This window comes from Micromonospora sp. NPDC047134, from assembly GCF_040643455.1.
In the GTDB taxonomy this organism is placed as follows: domain Bacteria; phylum Actinomycetota; class Actinomycetes; order Mycobacteriales; family Micromonosporaceae; genus Micromonospora.
In genome coordinates, this window is record NZ_JBEYUI010000005.1 from 54,445 (window position 1) to 72,388 (window position 17,944).

Genomic DNA, 17,944 nt, shown 5'->3' on the forward strand with positions numbered 1-17,944 from the left:
GCCCAGGCGGTCGAGGAGTCAGCAGCGGGGCACGTTCGGGATGAACCCGTCGTAGCCGGTGTAGGTGTACGCGTCCGCGATGAAGCGGCCGGCGCCGATCCGGTTCCAGATCGAACTGGTGCCGTAGGTGCCGGTCACCGTGGTGCCGTTGGTCTGACAGTTGATGGTGACCTTCGTACCGGTGGCCAGGGAGTCGACCGCCGAGTAGCCGGTGCCCGGGCCGGAGCGGACGGTCAGATTGGCACCGGCGGTGCGTACCGTGCCGGAGCCGGTGGCCGAGGAGCAGCCGTTGCCGCTGGTGTAGTTCCTGGTGCCCCAGTACAGCGCCAGGGTTCCGTTGAACCGGACCTTGATGTCGGCCCCGTTGAGCCGCTGCTCGTAGTGCAGGTGGGGGCCGCTGGAATTGCCGGTGTTGCCGACCCAGCCGATCACCTTGCCGTAGCCCACGGACTGACCGACGGAGACATTGAAGCCCCGCAGGTGGGCGTAGTAGGTGTGATAGCCGTTGCCGTGGTTGATCCGGACGTATTTTCCGTAGCTGCTGCCGCCCAGGTCGGTCACCCGGTCTACCGTGCCGGGGGCGCTGGCCACCACGGGGTCACCCAGGTCGTCGGTGCGGTTGAAGTCGATGGCGTTGGCCGGGCTGTGGCCGCTGCGGGTCTGCCCGGACCAGGTCTGGCCACAAGGGAAGGGCACCCGGAAGGTCGGCGCCGCCATCGCGGGCGAGGCCGGCAGCAGGAACCCTGCGACCAACAACATCAGCAGGGCACCCGCCGCCAGTAACCGGGCGGTGATGGGGCGCAGCCATCGATCATGCATCTAGCACCTCCGACGTCGAAACCTGTCAATGGTTTGGACAAGCCTGGCAGGAATCCTCGGATATCGATAGACCGAGTATTCGCGGAGAACCCGACCGGCCCGATCGACGGGTTTCGGGATTGTTACTTGTCCGTGTCCCGTCCAGGGGTGGACCCCACTGGATGCAAGCGCTTACATGTGAAAACGCCCCATCGGACCGGCGTCATGTTGACCGGATGTGTCCGGTCAGCGCCGGCTAGAAAGGAGGACGGCATGGCGGTCTTTGCCAGGCCACGCCAGGCCCTCGCGATCGCTGGCGTGCTCGGGCTGGCGCTCGGCGTCGGCGCGTGCGGCACCGGAAGCAGCGACAACAGCGGCACCACCAACAACAACGCCGATTCTGCCGAGTGCGCCCCGTACGAGAAGTACCAGGGCCACAGCGGCAAGAAGGTGGCCATCTACTCGTCAATCCGCGATATCGAGGCCGACCGCCTCGACCAGTCGTGGAAGCAGTTCGAAGAGTGCACCGGCATCGACATCAGTCACGAGGGTGCCGGTGACTTCGAGGCACAGCTGCCGGTTCGCGCCGACGGCGGAAACGCGCCCGACCTCGCGTTCATCCCGCAGCCCGGTCTGATTCAGCGTTTCGCCGAGCGGGGCCAGATCAAGGCCGCCAGCGCCGACACCAAGGCGATGGCCGAGGAGAACTACCCGGCCGACTGGCTGAAGTACAGCACGGTCGGCGGCACCTTCTACGGTGCGCCGCTGGGCTCGAACGTGAAGTCGTTCGTCTGGTACTCGCCGAAGACGTTCCAGGAGAAGGGCTGGTCGGTCCCGACCACCTGGGAAGAAATGATCAAGCTCAGCGACACCATCGCTGACAGCGGCACCAAGCCGTGGTGCGCCGGCATCGAGTCCGGTGACGCCACCGGCTGGCCGGCCACCGACTGGATCGAGGACGTCCTGCTGCGTACGCAGACCCCCGAGGTCTACGACCAGTGGACGACCCACGAGATCCCGTTCAACGACCCGCGGATCGCCGACGCCCTAGACCGGGCCGGCACCATCCTGAAGAACGAGAAGTACGTCAACGGCGGCTACGGCGGGGTCCGCAGCATCGCCACCACCTCCTTCCAGGAGGGCGGCATCCCGATCACCTCCGGCAAGTGCGCCCTGCACCGGCAGGCGTCGTTCTACGCCAACCAGTGGCCGGAGAACACCAAGGTGGCCGAGGACGGCGACGTGTTCGCGTTCTACTTCCCGGCCATCGACCCCTCCCGGGGCAAGCCGGTGCTGGGTGGCGGCGAGTTCGTCGTAGCCTTCGCCGACCGTCCCGAGGTGCAGGCGGTGCAGACCTACCTGGCCTCCGGTGAGCACGCCAACAGCCGCGCGAAGATCGGCGACTGGGTCTCGGCGAACAACAAGCTCGACCTGGCCAACGTCAGCAACCCGATCGACAAGCTCTCCGTGGAGATCCTCCAGGACGACAGCTCGGTCTTCCGGTTCGACGGTTCCGACCTGATGCCCGCCGCCGTCGGCGCCGGGACCTTCTGGAAGGGCATGATCGACTGGATCAACGGTAAGGACACCGCCAGCGTCCTCCAGGGCATCGAGAGCAGCTGGAAGTAATTCCAGCGGTGGGGCCGGTCCGCGAGCAGCGGACCGGCCCACCTGCTCCGTGGAGTAACCCCTGGGAGGGTTGATGAACTTCGACTTCGCCGACCAGGCGCCGAAGATGATGATGTTGCTGTGGGGGCTGGTCGCCTTCGCAGTGGTGGTCGGCGGCCTGCTCTTCGTACTCGACGCGGTGCCGTCCTACTTCGCCCGGCGCCGCGAGGCGCAGGTGCTGGCCGCGTACGCCGGCGGGGGGCCGATGCCCCGGCGGACCAAGCCCCGCGAGGGTTTCTTCGCGCTGTTCTTCCTGATGCCGGCGGTGCTGCTGCTGCTGATCGGTCTGGTGGTCCCGGCGCTGCGGACCACCCTGCTGTCCTTCATGGACGGTGGCAGCCAGAACTGGGTCGGCCTGGACAACTACCGCTGGATGTTCGCCGAGGACGCGATCGTCCGGGTGCTGCTCAACACCCTGATCTGGGTGACCCTGGTGCCGCTGGCCGCCACCGCCATCGGTCTGATCTACGCGGTGCTGGTGGACAAGGCCCGCATGGAAGCCCTCGCCAAGTCCCTGATCTTCATGCCGATGGCGATCTCCTTCGTCGGCGCCAGCATCATCTGGCGGTTCGTCTACGCCTACCGGGGCGAGGACCAGGAACAGATCGGCCTGCTCAACCAGATCGTGGTCAGCCTCGGCGGCGAACCCCGGCAGTGGCTGCTCGACTCACCGCTGAACACCCTGCTGCTGATCGTGATCATGGTGTGGATCCAGGCCGGTTTCGCCATGGTGGTGCTCTCCGCAGCGATCAAGTCCATTCCCGCGGACATCGTGGAGGCGGCCCGCCTCGACGGGGTCACCCCGTGGCAGATGTTCTGGCAGATCACCATGCCGAGCATCCGGCCCGCGCTGATCGTCGTGGTGGTCACCATCTCGATCGCCACGCTGAAGGTCTTCGACATCGTGCGTACCACGACCAACGGCAACTACGACACCAGCGTGATCGCCAACGAGATGTACAACCAGGCGTTCCGGTACGGCCAGAACGGGCAGGGCTCCGCGCTGGCGGTGTTCCTCTTCCTCCTGGTGGTACCGATCGTGATCTTCCAGATCCGGAACCTGCGTCAGCAGCGACGGGAGGGCTGAGATGACCACCACCACTCCCCCGGCCGCGGTCGGTGCCCAGCAGGACGACAAGGGTTCCACCCGGGCGTCACGGGTCCGCAAGCGGCTCAACAGCCGTACGGCGACCGTGGCCGCGATCGTCATCGCGGTGGTCTGGACCCTCCCCACCTTCGGCCTGTTCATCTCCTCCTTCCGACCGGAGGCGGAACTGAAGACCACCGGCTGGTGGACGGCCTTCCGGGACCCGCAGTTCACCCTGCAGAACTACCAGGACGTGTTGTTCGGGCAGAACGCCTCCTCCGGGCAACTGGCCAACTACTTCGTCAACTCGCTGGTCATCACCATCCCATCGGTGTTGTTCCCGCTGGCGTTCGCCGCCCTGGCCGCGTACGCCCTGGCCTGGATCAACTTCCGCGGCCGGGACTGGCTCTACATCGCCGTCTTCGCGCTCCAGATCGTGCCGTTGCAGATGGCCCTGGTGCCGCTGCTCAGCTTCTTCTCGCGCGGAGTCAACCTGGGCGGGATCACCCTGATGCCCGCCTGGAACCTCGACGGTGCGCAGAACTTCGCCCAGGTGTGGTTCGCCCACACCTGCTTCGCGCTGCCGTTCGCGGTGTTCCTGCTGCACAACTTCATCTCGCAACTGCCCAGGGACCTGATGGAGGCGGCCCGGGTCGACGGGGCCACCCACCCCAAGATCTTCCGCACCATCGTCCTGCCGTTGGTGGCACCCGCCCTGGCCGCGTTCGCCATCTTCCAGTTCCTCTGGGTCTGGAACGACCTGCTGGTGGCGCTGATCTTCGCCGGGGGCAGCGAGGTCACCGCACCCCTGACGGTGCGGTTGGCCGAACTGGCCGGTACCCGGGGCAACGAATGGCAACGGTTGACCGCCGGGGCCTTCGTCTCGATCGTCGTACCGCTGATCGTGTTCCTGTCGTTGCAGCGCTACTTCGTTCGAGGGCTGCTCGCCGGCAGCGTCAAGGGTTGACCCACCGGTGGTGCCGCCGCCTGAGGTGGCGGCACCACCGGAGGTAGTGAGTGGGGTTACCGTGACGAGGATCGACGATGTCGCCCGACTGGCCGGGGTGTCCACGGCCACCGTCTCCCGGGCGTTGCGCGGACTGCCCACCGTGTCCGCGGCCACCCGTCGGCGGGTGCTGGCCGCCGCCGAACAGTTGCAGTACGCCGTCTCCCCGAGCGCCTCGCGACTGGCCGGCGGGCGTACCGGGGCGGTGGCCGTGGTGGTCCCCCGGATCACCCGGTGGTTCTTCGGGGTGGTCGTGGAGGCGGTCGAGGACTTCCTCCACCAGTCCGGGTACGACCTGCTGCTGCACAACCTGGGTGGACGGGAGCAGAACCGCCAGCGCCTGCTGCATCCGGCCAACCTGCACAAGCGGGTGGACGCCGTGATGCTGGTAGCCACTCCGCTGCGCCCCGCCGATCTGGGTGCCCTGACCACCCTGGCCCTGCCCGGGGTGACCGTCAGCTCCGGCACCGACGTGGCGGGCTGGCCCTGCGTACGCATCGACGACGTGGCCGCCGCCCGCACCGCCACCCGTTATCTGTTGGAACTCGGTCACCGGCGGATCGCGCACATCTCCGGTGACCCGGACGACGAACTGGCCTTCACCGCCCACCTGGACCGGCGGCGGGGCTACCAGGAGGCGCTGCGTGCGGCCGGGCTGCGGCCGGACCCGAGCCTGGATGTGGAGTCCGGATTCGACATCGCCGGTGGCACCCGGGCCACGGAGGAACTGCTGCGCCGGGGTGACCCGCCGACGGCCATCTTCGCCGCCTGCGACGAGATGGCGATGGGCGCGCTGACCGCGCTGCGCGACGCGGGCCTGCGGGTACCCCAGGATGTCAGTGTGATCGGCATCGACGACCATGCCCTCTCCGGGGTGCTGGGGCTGAGCACGGTCGCCCAGCCCGCGGCCGAGCAGGGTCGGTTGGCCGCCGAGATGCTGCTGGACCGGCTCTGCCGACCTGGCGCCTCCGCCCCCGACCCGGCCGCCACCCTGGTGATCCTGCCCACTCGGCTGGTCGTGCGGGAATCGACCGCCCCACCGAGGGCAAACTGAACCGACGGGTCTCCATCGCCCGCCGCCGACCTCGTCCGGACGACCATGGGAGTACGCCCTGAACGAGAACCCGACCCCGCAGACCGCACCCGCCGTCGCGGCCCCCGCCTGGTGGACCGAGGCGGTGATCTACCAGATCTACCCCCGCTCGTTCGGTGACTCCGACGGCGATGGGATCGGCGACCTGCCCGGCATCACCGCCCGCCTGGACCACCTGCGGGAGCTGGGGGTCGACGCGATCTGGCTCTCCCCGTTCTATCCCTCACCCCAGGCCGACGCCGGGTACGACGTGGCCGACTACCGGGACGTCGAGCCGCTGTTCGGCACCCTGGCCGACGCCGACGACCTGATCGCCCAGGCACACGCCCGAGGGCTGCGGGTGATCGTCGACCTGGTGCCCAACCACACCTCCTCGGCCCACGAGTGGTTCCAGCAGGCCCTGGCCGCCGGGCCGGGCAGCCCCGAGCGGCAGCGCTACATCTTCCGCGACGGACGGGGACCGGAGGGCGCCGAACCGCCCAACGACTGGCAGAGCGTCTTCGGCGGACCGGCCTGGACCCAGGTGAAGGACGGTCAGTGGTACCTGCACCTGTTCGACACCGCCCAGCCCGACCTGAACTGGGACGCCCCCGAGGTGCGCACGGAGTTCCTGGAGGTGCTGCGGTTCTGGTTGGACCGGGGGGTGGACGGCTTCCGGGTGGACGTGGCCCACGGCCTGATCAAGCAGGCGGACCTGGCCGACTGGCAGGAGCCGCAGGAGATCCTCTCCGGTCAGGAGGTGGACAAGCCCCGCCCGCCGATGTGGGACCAGGACGGGGTGCACGAGATCTACCGGGACTGGCGGCGGCTGCTGGACGGCTACCCCGGCGAACGGATCCTGGTGGCCGAGGCGTGGGTGGAGCCGGCCGAGCGGCTGGCCCGCTACGTCCGCCCCGACGAGATGCACCAGGCCTTCAACTTCGAGTACCTGCTGGCCTCCTGGACCGCCCCGGCCCAGTACGCCGTCATCACCCGCTCCCTGGAGGCCACCGACTCGGTCGGCGCCCCCACCACCTGGGTGCTGTCCAACCACGACGTGGTGCGGCACGCCTCCCGGCTGGGCCTGCCGATCGGCACCCCCCGCCCCAACGGCATCGGGGCGGACGACCCGCAGCCGGACGCCGCGAGCGGTCTGCGCAGGGCCCGGGCGGCCACCCTGCTGATGCTCGCCCTGCCCGGCTCGGCCTACCTCTACCAGGGCGAGGAACTGGGGTTGCCGGAGCACACCAGGATGCCGGACGAGGCCCGCCAGGATCCCACCTGGGAACGCAGTGGGCACACCCAGCGGGGTCGGGACGGCTGCCGGGTGCCGATCCCCTGGGAGGCCGACGCCCCCTCGTACGGCTTCGGGCCGACCGACGCCAGTTGGCTGCCTCAGCCGGGGGTCTGGGCCGAGTACGCCCTGGACCGCCAGCGGGGGGTGCCCGGCTCGACCTACGAGATGTACCGCACCGCCCTGCGTCTGCGGCGTACCCACGGGCTGGGTCGTGGCACGTTGCAGTGGCTCTCCTCCGGCGACGAGGTGCTGACCTTCCGCAACGGCCGGGTGGTGGTGCTGACCAACTTCGGTGCCACCGGCGTACCGCTGCCCGACGGGGAACTGCTGCACAGCAGCGCCCACCTGGACGAGGACGGCTCGGTCCCCACGGACGTCACCGTCTGGGTGCTCACCGGCTGAGGCTCACAGCTTTTCCGCCCGGGTGTGCAGCAACTGGTTGACCTCGGTGATGTCCTTGGGGGAGGTGCGGGCGGCCAGCCAGTACATGATGCCGGTGGGGATGAAGAAGAGCTGGAAGGCGGCCAGCCCGACGGCGTAGTTCAACGGGGGCGGGAAGGCCGCCCGCAGGGCGTGGAAGGCGACCCCGACCAGCCCGTTGCCGGCCGCCCGCCCCACCCCGTTGACCAGGTTGCCCAGGCTGTAGACCGTGCCCCGGTGCTCCGGAGGGTTGGTGTCCGCGATCAGGGCGAACCAGTTCGGGGAGTTCGCCGAGGTCAGCGCCAGGGCCAGCAGGGCGGCGAGCAGACTCAGCCCGACGGTGGGCTCGGTGACGACACTGGCCAGTACGGCCCGCACCACCGTGCCGGTGCCGGCTCCGTCGGGCACCTCGATGCGGATCGGCACGAAGAACAGCACCAGGTAGAAGGGCAGAGCGGCGAGGATGCCGACCGCGGCCACCGTGGCCCGGCCGGAGAGGGTACGCCGTTGCAGGGCGTCCCCGATCAGACCACCGACGATGGAGAGCACCCCGCCCAGTTGGAACAGGGTGGCGAAGACGCTGCCGACCACGATCGCGGTTTCCATCGAGTAGCCCTGGTCCCGGGCCCGTTCGGCGAAGAGCACCGGCAACCAGACCAGCGACCCGAAGGCGGCCTGGGCGGTGAGGCCCTGGAGGATCAGCCACCGGTTGGTACGCCGACCCAGGATGACCGGCAGGTCCCGCCGGCTGATCCGGTAGTCGTAGTCCGCCCCCTCGGCCAGCGCGGCGGCCAGTTCCGGTTCGCTCTGGCCGCGCCGGATGTCGTACGTGAGCAGGTAGGCCGCGGTGGCGACCAGACCGACGACGGTGAGCAGCAGGAACGGACGCCGCCAGTCGACCGCCCCGAGCAGCCCGCCGACCAGGGTGCCGGCCAGGGTGCCCGCCCCCTGGGACAGCCCCCAGAAGCTCATCACCAGGCCCCGACGCCGGGGCGAGATCAGGTCGGTGACCACCGAGAAGCCGACCGAGCCGACCGCCCCCAGCCCCACCGCGGCCAGCAGCTGGGCGGCCAGGAAGGTGGGATAGTTCCCGGCCAGCCCGCTGCCCCCGGTCCCGACCGCCCAGATCAGGGTGCCGATCATGAGCAGGGGCTTGCGGTGGGTACGGTCGCCGAAGTAGGCCCAGCCCACCGCCGCCACCGCGCTGACCAGGAAGCTGACCGCGGTCACCAGGCCCAGCAGGCGCTGCGACACCGCGAAGGACTCGGCGATCGCGCCGTACAGCGGCGGCACCAGGCCGATCGCCACATTGTCCAGCGAGGCGAGCAGCACGAAGACGACGACACTGTAGAACCGGTGCACCGCGCCGCCGCCCCACACCCGCCCGGCTCCGCCCGTGGTCAAGGTCATGCGGGCAGCCAATCAGGACCGGATGTCGGGCCGTGCACCGGCCCCACCCCCGGATCGAGTGGCTTCACCCCCTAGCGCAGCCACTCGATCCGGGTTTCGAGGGTGGTTCAGCCCTGGGCCTGGCGGTCCAGGTGGTGTTCGCGGGCCTGGGCGTAGCGCTCCCGGATGGCCGGGACCGGTTCGGCGGCGTACTCCCGGGTGCCGGCCGGGGTCCAGTCGGGGGCCTCCGTGGCGCCCAGGGCCAGCCAGGCGGCCTGGCGGGCGGCCCCGTCGGCGACGTACTCCCCCGGCGGGGGGACGACGACCGGGCAGCCGAAGACCTGGGCGGCGATCCGGCGTACGGCGGCGGAGCGGGCCCCACCCCCGACCAGGATCACCCGACGGGCCTGCGCGCCCTGGGCGGTCAGCGCGTCCAGACCGTCCGCCAGGGCGCAGAGCATGCCCTCCACGGCCGCCCGGGCCAGGTGCCCCGGGGTCGAGGTCCGCAGGGTCAACCCGTGCACCGCCCCGGTGGCCGTCGGCCGGTTCGGGGTGCGCTCCCCCTCCAGGTACGGCACCAGCACCAGCCCGTCGGCCCCGGGCGGGGCGGACAGCGCCAGGTCGGCCAGTTCGTCCAGGCCGACCCGCAGCATCCCGGCGGCGGCGTCCAGCACCCGGGCCGCGTTGAGGGTGGCGACCAGGGGCAGGAACCGGCCGGTCAGGTCGGCGAACCCGGCTACCGTGCCGCCGGCGTCGGCGGCCGGGGTCTCCGCGATGCTGAAGACCGTGCCGGAGGTGCCGATCGAGACCAGCACGTCACCGGAGCCCGCCCCCACCCCGAAGCCGGCGGCGGCGTTGTCCCCCGCCCCGGGGCCGAGCAGGGCCTCGGCGGCACCCGGCAGGGCGGCCGGGTCCAGTCGACCGGCGGACTCGGCCGGACCCAGCACGGTGGGTACCCGCACCACCCGGCCCAGTGCGCGTTCCAGCAGGTCGGGGCGGTACTCGCCGGTGGCCGGCGACCAGTAGCCGGTGCCGCTGGCATCACTGCGATCGGTACGCAGGGCCTCCAGCCCGGGAGCACCGGCCAGCCGCCAGGTCAGCCAGTCGTGGGGCAGGCAGACGGCCGACACCCGGTCGGCGATGGCCGGCTCGTGTCGGGCCAGCCACCGCAGCTTGGTGACCGTGAAGCTGGCCACCGGCACACTGCCCACGGCCTCGGCCCAGAACTTCCCGCCCCCGGCCTCGGCTACCAGGTCGGCGGCGGCCTGGGCCGAGCGGGTGTCGTTCCACAGCAGGGCCGGCCGGATCACCTGCCCGGCCTCGTCCAGGCAGACCATGCCGTGCTGCTGACCGGCGACGGCGACCGCGGCGACGTCGGCCAGCCCACCGGCGGCCTCGACCGCCGTCTGGAGGGCGGACCACCAGGCCTCCGGGTCGACCTCGGTGCCGTCCGGGTGCGGGGCCCGGCCCTGGCGGACCAGGGCACCGGTCTCCGCGTCCCGGACGACCACCTTGCAGGACTGGGTGGAGGAGTCCACCCCGGCGACGAGCGGCATCCCGTCCGTCCTCAGCGGGCGCCGAGCAGGTGCTCGACGGCGAGCTGGTTGAGCCGGACGAAACCGAAGCCACGGGCGGCCACGGCCTCGACGTCGAACTCCTCGAAGGCGGTGGTGTCGGCGAGCAGCTCGGCGTAGCCCTCGCCCTCGCCGAGGGTCGGCACGGCCAGCTCGGCCACCTTGCTGGCGGCCAGCGCCTCGGCCACCTCCGGGTCGGCCCGGAAGGCCGCGGCCCGCTCCTTGAGCAGCAGGTAGGTGCGCATGTTGGCCGCCGCGGAGGCCCACACCCCGTCGATGTCCTCCGTGCGGGAGGGCTTGTAGTCGAAGTGCCGCGGCCCCTCGTAGGCGGGGCCCCCGGCCGGGCCACCGTGCTCCAGCAGGTCGACCAGGGCGAAGGCGTTGAGCAGGTCACCGTGGCCGAAGACCAGGTCCTGGTCGTACTTGACGCCCCGCTGGCCGTTGAGGTCGATGTGGAACAGCTTGCCCTGCCAGAGGGCCTGGGCGATGCCGTGGACGAAGTTGAGCCCGGCCATCTGCTCGTGGCCGACCTCCGGGTTCAGCCCGACCCGCTCGGGGTGGGCGAGGGTGGAGATGAAGGCCAGGGCGTGCCCGACCGTGGGCAGCAGGATGTCGCCGCGCGGCTCGTTCGGCTTGGGCTCCAGGGCGAAGCGCAGGTCGTAGCCCCGGTCGATGACGTACTGGCAGAGCAGGTCGACCGCCTCGCGGTAGCGCTCCAGGGCCGCCTGGACGTCCTTGGCGACGTCGTACTCGCCACCTTCCCGGCCGCCCCACATGACGAAGGTCTTGGCGCCCAGTTCGGCGGCCAGGTCGATGTTGCGCAGCACCTTGCGCAGGGCGTACCGCCGCACCTCACGGTCGTTGCTGGTGAACCCGCCGTCCTTGAAGACCGGCTGCTGGAAGAGGTCCGTGGTGACCATCGGCACCACCAGGCCGGTCTCGTCCAGGGCCTTGCGGAACCGGGCGATCTGGGCGTCGCGGGTGGCCGCGTCCGAACCGAAGGGGATGAGGTCGTCGTCGTGGAAGGTCACCCCGTACGCGCCCAGCTCGGCGAGCCGGTGCACCGACTCCACCGGATCGATGGCGGTACGGGTGGCGTGGCCGAACGGGTCGCGGCCCTGCCAACCGACCGTCCAGAGCCCGAAGGAGAACTTGTCGGCGGGGGTGGGACGGGGTGCCATGACAGACCTCCGGTGGTGTCGTCCGCTATTTGTTCAGTGGTTGAATTAAATGGTGGTGATGTGGCAGTGTCAAGAGGTGATCCCCTCCGCAGCCCCGGCCGGCGCGGTGCGCCAGGGCAGCCTCCGCGAACTGAACCTGGCCCTCGTGCTCGGCCGGATCGCCGCCGCCCCCCGACCCCCCTCACGGGCCTCGCTGGCGGCCGAGACCGGCCTGACCCGGGCCACGGTCTCCGCCGTGGTGGAGGACCTGGTCGCCGGGCGACTGGTCACCGAGGCGGAGCCCCAGCCGCGTACCGGGGCCGGCCGACCGGCTCGTGGTCTGGTGCTGGCCGGTGACGGCCCGGCCGGGTTGGGGCTGGAGGTCAATGTCGACTATCTGGCCGCCTGCGTCGTGGACCTCACCGGCGAGGTCCGGCACCACAGCGTGCACCGCGCCGATCTGCGGCCGATCTCCCCCGCCGACGCACTGAGCCGGCTGGTGCGGCTGGCCACCGAGGCCCGGGCCGCCGCCGAGGCGCAGGGCCTCATCCTGGCCGGCGCCGCCCTGGGGGTGCCCGGTCTGGTCGACGACGCCGGGCTGGTCCGCCTGGCCCCCAACCTGGGCTGGCGTGACGTGCCGGTGCCCGAACTGCTGGCCGGGCATCCCCCGCTGACCGAGATGATCGACGGGGTGCCGCCGCTGGTGGTGGACAACGAGGCCAACCTGGCCGCGCTGAGCGAGTTGCACGCCGGCGCCGGTCCGGGCAGCTTCCTGCACATCTCCGGTGAGGTCGGCATCGGCGCCGGCATCGTGCTCGACGGTGCCCTGTACCGGGGGGCCCGGGGTTGGAGCGGGGAGATCGGCCACATCCCGGTACGCCCGGACGGGCCCGCCTGCCGGTGCGGGGGCCGGGGCTGCCTGGAGCAGTACGCCGGCCAGGAGTCGATCCTCGCGGCGGCCGGCCTGGCCGGGGCGGACCTGCCGGCCGACACCGCCCCGAACCGGCTGACCGAGCTGGCCGAGGCGGGCGACGCGCAGGTGCTGCGAGCCCTGCACGAGGCCGGGACGGCCCTCGGGGTGACCGTGTCCAGTGTGGTCAACCTGCTGGACCTGGACACGGTGGTGCTCGGCGGCGGCTACGCCCCCCTGGCTCCCTGGCTGCGCCCGCCGATGCTCGCGGAGATCGACCGCCGGGTGCTGACCGCGGCCTGGTCCCCGGTGACCGTCCGGCCGGCGACCCTCGGGGCCACGGCCGCCGTCGTCGGCGCGGCCGGTTCGGTGGTGCGCCGGATCATCGCCCGGCCGGTGGCCTGGTTGGCCCGGCTGTAGCCCTACCGCCGCCCTTGCGTCCAGGCGGGTCCCGGGGGCACTTCGGTACGCTTGCCCCCAGGCAACCATGACCGTGACCCGGAGGAGCGACACCACCGGCATGCGCACATCCCGACAGCGCAGGGCGCACCGCGAGCCGGAATGACCAGCACTCGTGAGGGCCGAGTCGCCGGCCCCGCCCGCCGTGACGAGGCCGGCCAGGGCAGATCGGACCGACCGGAGTCGGCCGAATCCCTGGACCTGGCCGGTGAACTCCTTGACGGACTGGCCGAGGCGATGCTGACCGTCGACGGCGACGGGCTGGTCGGCACCGCCAACGCGGCCACCCGGAGACTGCTGCCCGAGGTGGGCCCGGGCACCGATCTGGCCACCTGCGCGGTGCCGGCACTGGCGACCGCGACCGCCGCCGGGCACCCCCAGTTCGAGGGGGAACACCGCGGCCGACGCCTTCGCGGGGTACGCCGGGCCCTGCCCGCCGGCCGCTGGGTCTGGTACGTACGTGACGTCACCGAGGAGTGGGCCGGCAGCCAGGCGCTGCTAGCCGAACGCCGCCGTACCGCCTTCCTCGCCGACGCGGGTCGACGCCTGGGCCTGGCCCTGCACCGCGACCAGGCGCTGCGGGCCGCCGCCACCCTCCCGGTGCCCTACCTGGCCGACCTGGCCCTGGTCGTGCACCTGCCGCCCGTTCCCGCCGAGCAACGGCCGCACTGGGTCCGCTACGCCGAGGGGCAGCCCGGTCCGGTGGCCGGGGAGTCCGACTGGAGTCTGACCGCGGCCCTACCCGGGCTCGCCGAGGCCCTGGACGGCGGATGCCCAGCGCCCGGCCCCTGGTCGGTGGCGGCGCAGCAGGACCTGGACCCGGTCTTCGCCGCCGACCTCGACCGGGAGGCGACCCTGCTGGTCAGCCCGATGCCGGGGGCCGGCCGGACGGTCGGGGCCCTGGTGCTGCTGCGACACCCCGGGCGTACCGGCTTCGACCCCCGGGATGTCGAGCTGGCCCGTGAGTTCGCCGCCCGGGCGGGCGCCGCCCTGACCATGGCCGAGTTGTACGACGAGCAGGCCCACCTGGCCCGGGTGCTGCAGAACAGCCTGCTGCCGCCGGAGCTGCCCCGGGTGGCCGGGATGGAGGTCGCGGGGGGTTACCGTGCCGCCGGGGACAGCCTGCGGATCGGTGGCGACTTCTACGACCTCCTACCCTCCGAGGGCGGGGTGTTGTTCGCCCTGGGCGACGTCTGCGGCAAGGGGGTCGGCGCGGCCGTGCTGACCGGCCGGGTACGGCAGTCCCTGCAGACCCTGCGGCTGGTGGAACAGCAGCCGTTGAAGCTGCTGCGGCTGCTCGACCGGGCCCTGCTGGACATGCCGGACGCCGCCCGACGCAGCCAGTTCACCACCCTGCTGCTGGGCAGCCTGAGCCAGGATCCCGAGGGCGGTCTGCGGGTCCGGGTCGCCGGGGGCGGGCATCCGGCGCCCCTGGTGGTCGACCCCGACGGCACGGTGACCCGGGTACCGGTGGGTGGAATGCCGGTGGGGGCCCTGCCGGAGGCCCGGTTCACCGAGGTCGACCTGCGGCTGCCGCCCGGTGCGGTGCTGTTCACCCACACCGACGGGGTCACCGAGGCGCGCGGCGGGCCGCACGGTGCGGAGATGTTCGGCGAGCGACGGCTGCACCAGGCCCTCGCCTCCGGTGCCGGGCTGCCGCCCAGCGCCCTGGTCGAGCGGGTGCTGCGCATGGTCGACGAATGGTCCGCCGGGCAACGGCACGACGACGTGGCGATGCTGGCGGTGACCCCCCGAAAGCCCGACTGACCCCCGGCCAGGCCGGGTCAGGCCGCGCGAGCAGCGGTGGCGTCAGGCCGTACGGGAGACCGGGGTGTCCCCGTTCGACCAGCTCAGCGGAGTGTCGACGACCTCGCGGACCTCCCCGCAGTGCGCGGAGCCCGGCTCCTCCGGCTGCGGCACCAGCGAGGACACCGGCCGGACCACCCGCGCCCGGGCCACCTCGTCGAACTCCTGGAGACCTCGCAGCAGGGCCGTACGCCCCTCCGGGGTCATGTCGCCCAGGATCGCGGCCAGGTGCTGCCGACGGTCCTCGCGCAGCTCGGTCAGGAGGCTGCGGGCCTCGGCGGTCAGGTGCAGGGAGATCTCCCGCCGGTCCGCCCGGCCGGGCTCACGCTCCAGCATCCCGGCGGCGACCAGCCGGTCGCAGAGCCGACTGGCCGAGGAAAGTAACATGTCCAACCCGGCCGCCAGCCGGCGAAGGTTGATCCCGTCCTGCCGCTCGACGAGCATCACGGCACGAAGCTGGGCGGTGGAGATGCGGTTCGCTGTGCGCTCCCGGGCACCGTCCCAGACGGTCAGCAGGGCGCCCGCCGCGACATCCACCTCGGCAGCCATACTCATCTCGGATCCTGGAAAACCATGCAGTTCCGCCATCGTGCGCCTGAGCGTACTCCGATTCTGTCGGTCGATGGGCTTGTGATCAAGGAGATGCCCCATGAGCGATCCGGTCGATCAAGCCCGCACCGTGCTCACCGCCGCCCCCGCGGATCTCCTGCTGAGCCGGATCAGAGAGCTGCTCGACCAGCGGTACGGCATGGTGGAGGTCGACCTGCTCCAGGTCGACTACCGGCTGGCCGCCCTGCTGCCACTCACCGCCGGGGAGGCGGTGACCGAACCGGGCCACCCGGCCTGGCGGTGCTTCGACCACCAGAGCCCGATGTACGTCGAGGGCACGGCCTATCTGCCGGTCAGCATGCGCGGCGAACGGCGTGGCGTGCTGCGGGTGCGGCCGGTCGCGGGCGAGAGCCTGCTGCCGGAGCTGGCCGAGATCGGCACCGCCCTGGCTCACGAGCTGACCGCGGTGGACCCCGGCACGGACGTCTACCGCATCGCCCGGCGTACCCGGCGGCTCACCCTCGCCGCCGAGATGCAGTGGGAACTGCTGCCGGGCCGCAGCCGGATCCGGCCCTCCTTCAGCCTGGCCGGGCAGTTGGAACCGGCGTACGCGGTGCGCGGGGACAGCTTCGACTGGTCCGACGACGGCGACCGGGTGTGGACCGCCACCATCAACGGCATGGGCTCGGGGGTCGCCGCCTCGATGCTCACCACCCTGGCCACCTGCGCCCTGCGCAACGCCCGCCGGGCCGGCATCTCCCTGGCCGATCAGGCCGCCCTGGCCGACCAGGCGATCTACGCCCTGCACCGGGGCGAGCAGTACCTGGCCACCCTGCTGATCGAGGTGGATCTGCACAGTGGACTGCTCACCGCGGTCGACGCGGGCTCTCCCCGGCTCGTCCTGCTCCGGGCCGGCGAGGTCAGGGTGCAGTCGTTGGAGGAGCAGTTCCCGCTGGGCATGTTCGAGGGGTCGCACTATCGCGAGCAGCACCTCCAACTGGAGCCCGGTGACCGCCTCTTCATGATCAGCGACGGGGTGCTCGACGCCACCGGGCAGGAGGTCCGTTACGGGCAGAGCGCGCTGGATCGGATGCTGCGTCGTACCGCCCCGATGAGCCCGCTGGACGCGGTCCGGGCCCTCCTGGGGGACCTGCGGGCCTTCGTCTCGGCCGATCTCACCGACGACGCGGTGATCGTCTGCCTGGACTGGTACGGACCTCAGCCGTGAGCGCCACGGCTCAGTAGGCGCCCCGGCTGTTGACCACCGCGCCGAAGGTCTTCCACAGGATCGTCAGGTCGGCCGCCAGCGACCAGTTCTCCACGTAGTAGAGATCCAGCCGGATGCCGTCCTCCCAACTCAGATCCGACCGGCCGCTGACCTGCCAGAGACCGGTCATGCCGGGCTTGACCAGCAGTCGGCGGGCCACATCGCCGTCGTAGCGGGCCACCTCGGAGGGCAGCGGAGGACGCGGCCCGACCAGACTCATCTGCCCCAGCAGCACATTGACCAGTTGCGGCAGCTCGTCCAGCGACCACTTGCGCAGCAGCCGCCCGACCCGGGTCACCCGGGGGTCGTCGCGCATCTTGAACATCAGGCCGTCGGTCTCGTTGCGCGCGGCCAGCTCGGCCAGCAGGACGTCGGCGTTGACCACCATGGTCCGGAACTTGAAGACCCCGAACTCCTCGCCCCCCTGCCCGACCCGGGTCTGCCGGAACAGCACCGGCCCCCGGCTGTCCAGCTTGATGGCCAGAGCGATGAACACCAGCAGGGGCAACAGCAGAGCCACCGCCACCAGCGAGATGGACCGGTCGACGAAACCCTTGACCAGCTTGCGGGTGCCCCGGAACTCCGGGGCCTCCACGTGGATCAGCGGCAGGCCGGCCACCGGGCGGGTGTGGATGCGCGGGCCGGCGACATCGGTCAACGCCGGGGCCAGCACCAGGTCGATTCCGGTGCCCTCCAACTGCCAACCCAGCCGACGCAGGCGGGCGGCGGTGAGTTCCCCGCTGGCGGTGACGGCGACCGTGTCCGCGCCGATCGCGGCGGCGGCCTCCGGGATGCCCCGGAAGGAGCCGACCACGGGCACGTCGCCGAGTCGCTGGGCCACCGGTGCCAGCAGGGCGTCCGGGATGCAGGCACCGACCACCTGATAACCGGCGTACGGTTCCCGGCGCAGGGTGTGCACCAGTTCCAGTACGTGCGCGGTGTCGCCGACCACCAGCACCCGGCGGGACCAGCCGGCCCCGGTCGAGCGGGCCCGGTGCAGGCGCTTGCGGGCGGCGAACCGGGCCAGCTCAAGGCCGACCAGCCCGACCGCGAACGAGATCGCCAGGAAGCCCCGGGACACCCCGACGTCGGCGATGTAACCGGCGATGGCGACCGCCCCGGCCAGGCGGAGGCTGGCCATGCTGACCCGCCGGTACTCGTCCGCGCCGTAGCCGATCACCCGGTCGTCGTAGCAGCGCATCGCCTTCAGCGACAGCAACCAGGCCAGGACGAGGGCGGGAGCCACCAGGACGTAGGGCACGTGGGTGCCCCGTGGGGCGGCCTCACCGAAGCGGGCCGCGTAGCCGGCGAGCACGGCCAGGGTGAGGACGGTGGCGTCCAGCACCACCAGGGTTCGCACGTACGCCCGCTGCCCACCGCGCAGCGAACTGCTCGATGACGACGTACCGTCAGGGTGTGTTGAAGATCTGGCCGGGGTCAACAGCGTCGCCGAGGTCACCAGCCCTCCCACTTCGCTCGCCG

Annotated in this window: 14 protein-coding genes; 8 read left to right on the plus strand and 6 right to left on the minus strand. The window is 71.5% G+C overall.

Annotated features, from left to right (window positions below):
• Window positions 1-18: 18 nt before the first annotated feature.
• The gene (locus ABZ795_RS09160; protein WP_327024389.1) at window positions 19-819 is read right to left on the minus strand and encodes a peptidoglycan DD-metalloendopeptidase family protein; all 801 of its coding nucleotides are present in this window, start codon (window positions 817-819) and stop codon (window positions 19-21) included.
• Between the two features lie 252 nt (window positions 820-1,071).
• Here ABZ795_RS09160 and ABZ795_RS09165 point away from each other — a divergent pair, with 252 nt between their 5' ends.
• From ABZ795_RS09165 to ABZ795_RS09185, 5 genes are all read left to right on the plus strand, one after another.
• Window positions 1,072-2,427, plus strand: coding sequence for an ABC transporter substrate-binding protein (locus ABZ795_RS09165; protein ID WP_357529906.1), 1,356 nt, complete (start codon window positions 1,072-1,074; stop codon window positions 2,425-2,427).
• Window positions 2,428-2,500: 73 nt separating this feature from the next.
• Entirely contained in the window at window positions 2,501-3,553 is a 1,053-nt protein-coding gene (locus ABZ795_RS09170) for a sugar ABC transporter permease (RefSeq protein WP_357529907.1), read from the plus strand.
• 1 nt (window position 3,554) lies between these two features.
• Complete coding sequence (locus ABZ795_RS09175; RefSeq protein WP_357529908.1) at window positions 3,555-4,520, plus strand: carbohydrate ABC transporter permease; 966 nt, start codon at window positions 3,555-3,557, stop codon at window positions 4,518-4,520.
• Between the two features lie 61 nt (window positions 4,521-4,581).
• On the plus strand, window positions 4,582-5,613 hold the full coding sequence (locus ABZ795_RS09180; RefSeq protein WP_357529909.1) for a LacI family DNA-binding transcriptional regulator: 1,032 nt from the start codon (window positions 4,582-4,584) through the stop codon (window positions 5,611-5,613).
• Between the two features lie 124 nt (window positions 5,614-5,737).
• Window positions 5,738-7,330 (plus strand): glycoside hydrolase family 13 protein, encoded by a 1,593-nt coding sequence (locus ABZ795_RS09185; protein ID WP_327024384.1) that lies wholly within the window; start codon window positions 5,738-5,740, stop codon window positions 7,328-7,330.
• A 3-nt stretch (window positions 7,331-7,333) separates the two neighbouring features.
• Here the strand turns inward: ABZ795_RS09185 and ABZ795_RS09190 are convergent, their stop codons facing one another.
• The 3 genes from ABZ795_RS09190 to xylA all read right to left on the minus strand — a co-directional run bounded on the left by ABZ795_RS09190 (window position 7,334) and on the right by xylA (window position 11,492).
• Window positions 7,334-8,758 (minus strand): MFS transporter, encoded by a 1,425-nt coding sequence (locus ABZ795_RS09190; RefSeq protein WP_357529910.1) that lies wholly within the window; start codon window positions 8,756-8,758, stop codon window positions 7,334-7,336.
• Window positions 8,759-8,865: 107 nt separating this feature from the next.
• Window positions 8,866-10,293: a xylulokinase gene (gene xylB, locus ABZ795_RS09195; RefSeq protein ID WP_357529911.1), complete on the minus strand. Its 1,428-nt coding sequence runs from the start codon at window positions 10,291-10,293 to the stop codon at window positions 8,866-8,868.
• An 11-nt stretch (window positions 10,294-10,304) separates the two neighbouring features.
• Window positions 10,305-11,492: a xylose isomerase gene (gene xylA / locus ABZ795_RS09200; protein WP_327024380.1), complete on the minus strand. Its 1,188-nt coding sequence runs from the start codon at window positions 11,490-11,492 to the stop codon at window positions 10,305-10,307.
• 76 nt (window positions 11,493-11,568) lie between these two features.
• On the opposite strand from xylA, the gene ABZ795_RS09205 reads away from it, so the two are divergent.
• Together ABZ795_RS09205 and ABZ795_RS09210 are read left to right on the plus strand one after the other, a co-directional pair.
• Window positions 11,569-12,801, plus strand: coding sequence for an ROK family protein (locus ABZ795_RS09205; protein ID WP_357529912.1), 1,233 nt, complete (start codon window positions 11,569-11,571; stop codon window positions 12,799-12,801).
• Window positions 12,802-12,942: 141 nt separating this feature from the next.
• Window positions 12,943-14,607 carry a SpoIIE family protein phosphatase gene (locus tag ABZ795_RS09210; protein ID WP_357529913.1) on the plus strand — a complete coding sequence of 555 codons (1,665 nt, stop codon included), beginning with the start codon at window positions 12,943-12,945 and terminating at the stop codon, window positions 14,605-14,607.
• 42 nt (window positions 14,608-14,649) lie between these two features.
• Here the strand turns inward: ABZ795_RS09210 and ABZ795_RS09215 are convergent, their stop codons facing one another.
• Window positions 14,650-15,201 (minus strand): MarR family transcriptional regulator, encoded by a 552-nt coding sequence (locus ABZ795_RS09215; protein WP_327024377.1) that lies wholly within the window; start codon window positions 15,199-15,201, stop codon window positions 14,650-14,652.
• 94 nt (window positions 15,202-15,295) lie between these two features.
• On the opposite strand from ABZ795_RS09215, the gene ABZ795_RS09220 reads away from it, so the two are divergent.
• Complete coding sequence (locus ABZ795_RS09220) at window positions 15,296-16,423, plus strand: PP2C family protein-serine/threonine phosphatase (RefSeq protein WP_357529914.1); 1,128 nt, start codon at window positions 15,296-15,298, stop codon at window positions 16,421-16,423.
• A gap of 10 nt (window positions 16,424-16,433) precedes the next feature.
• Here the strand turns inward: ABZ795_RS09220 and ABZ795_RS09225 are convergent, their stop codons facing one another.
• The gene (locus ABZ795_RS09225) at window positions 16,434-17,921 is read right to left on the minus strand and encodes a sugar transferase (RefSeq protein ID WP_327024375.1); all 1,488 of its coding nucleotides are present in this window, start codon (window positions 17,919-17,921) and stop codon (window positions 16,434-16,436) included.
• Window positions 17,922-17,944 lie beyond the last annotated feature (23 nt).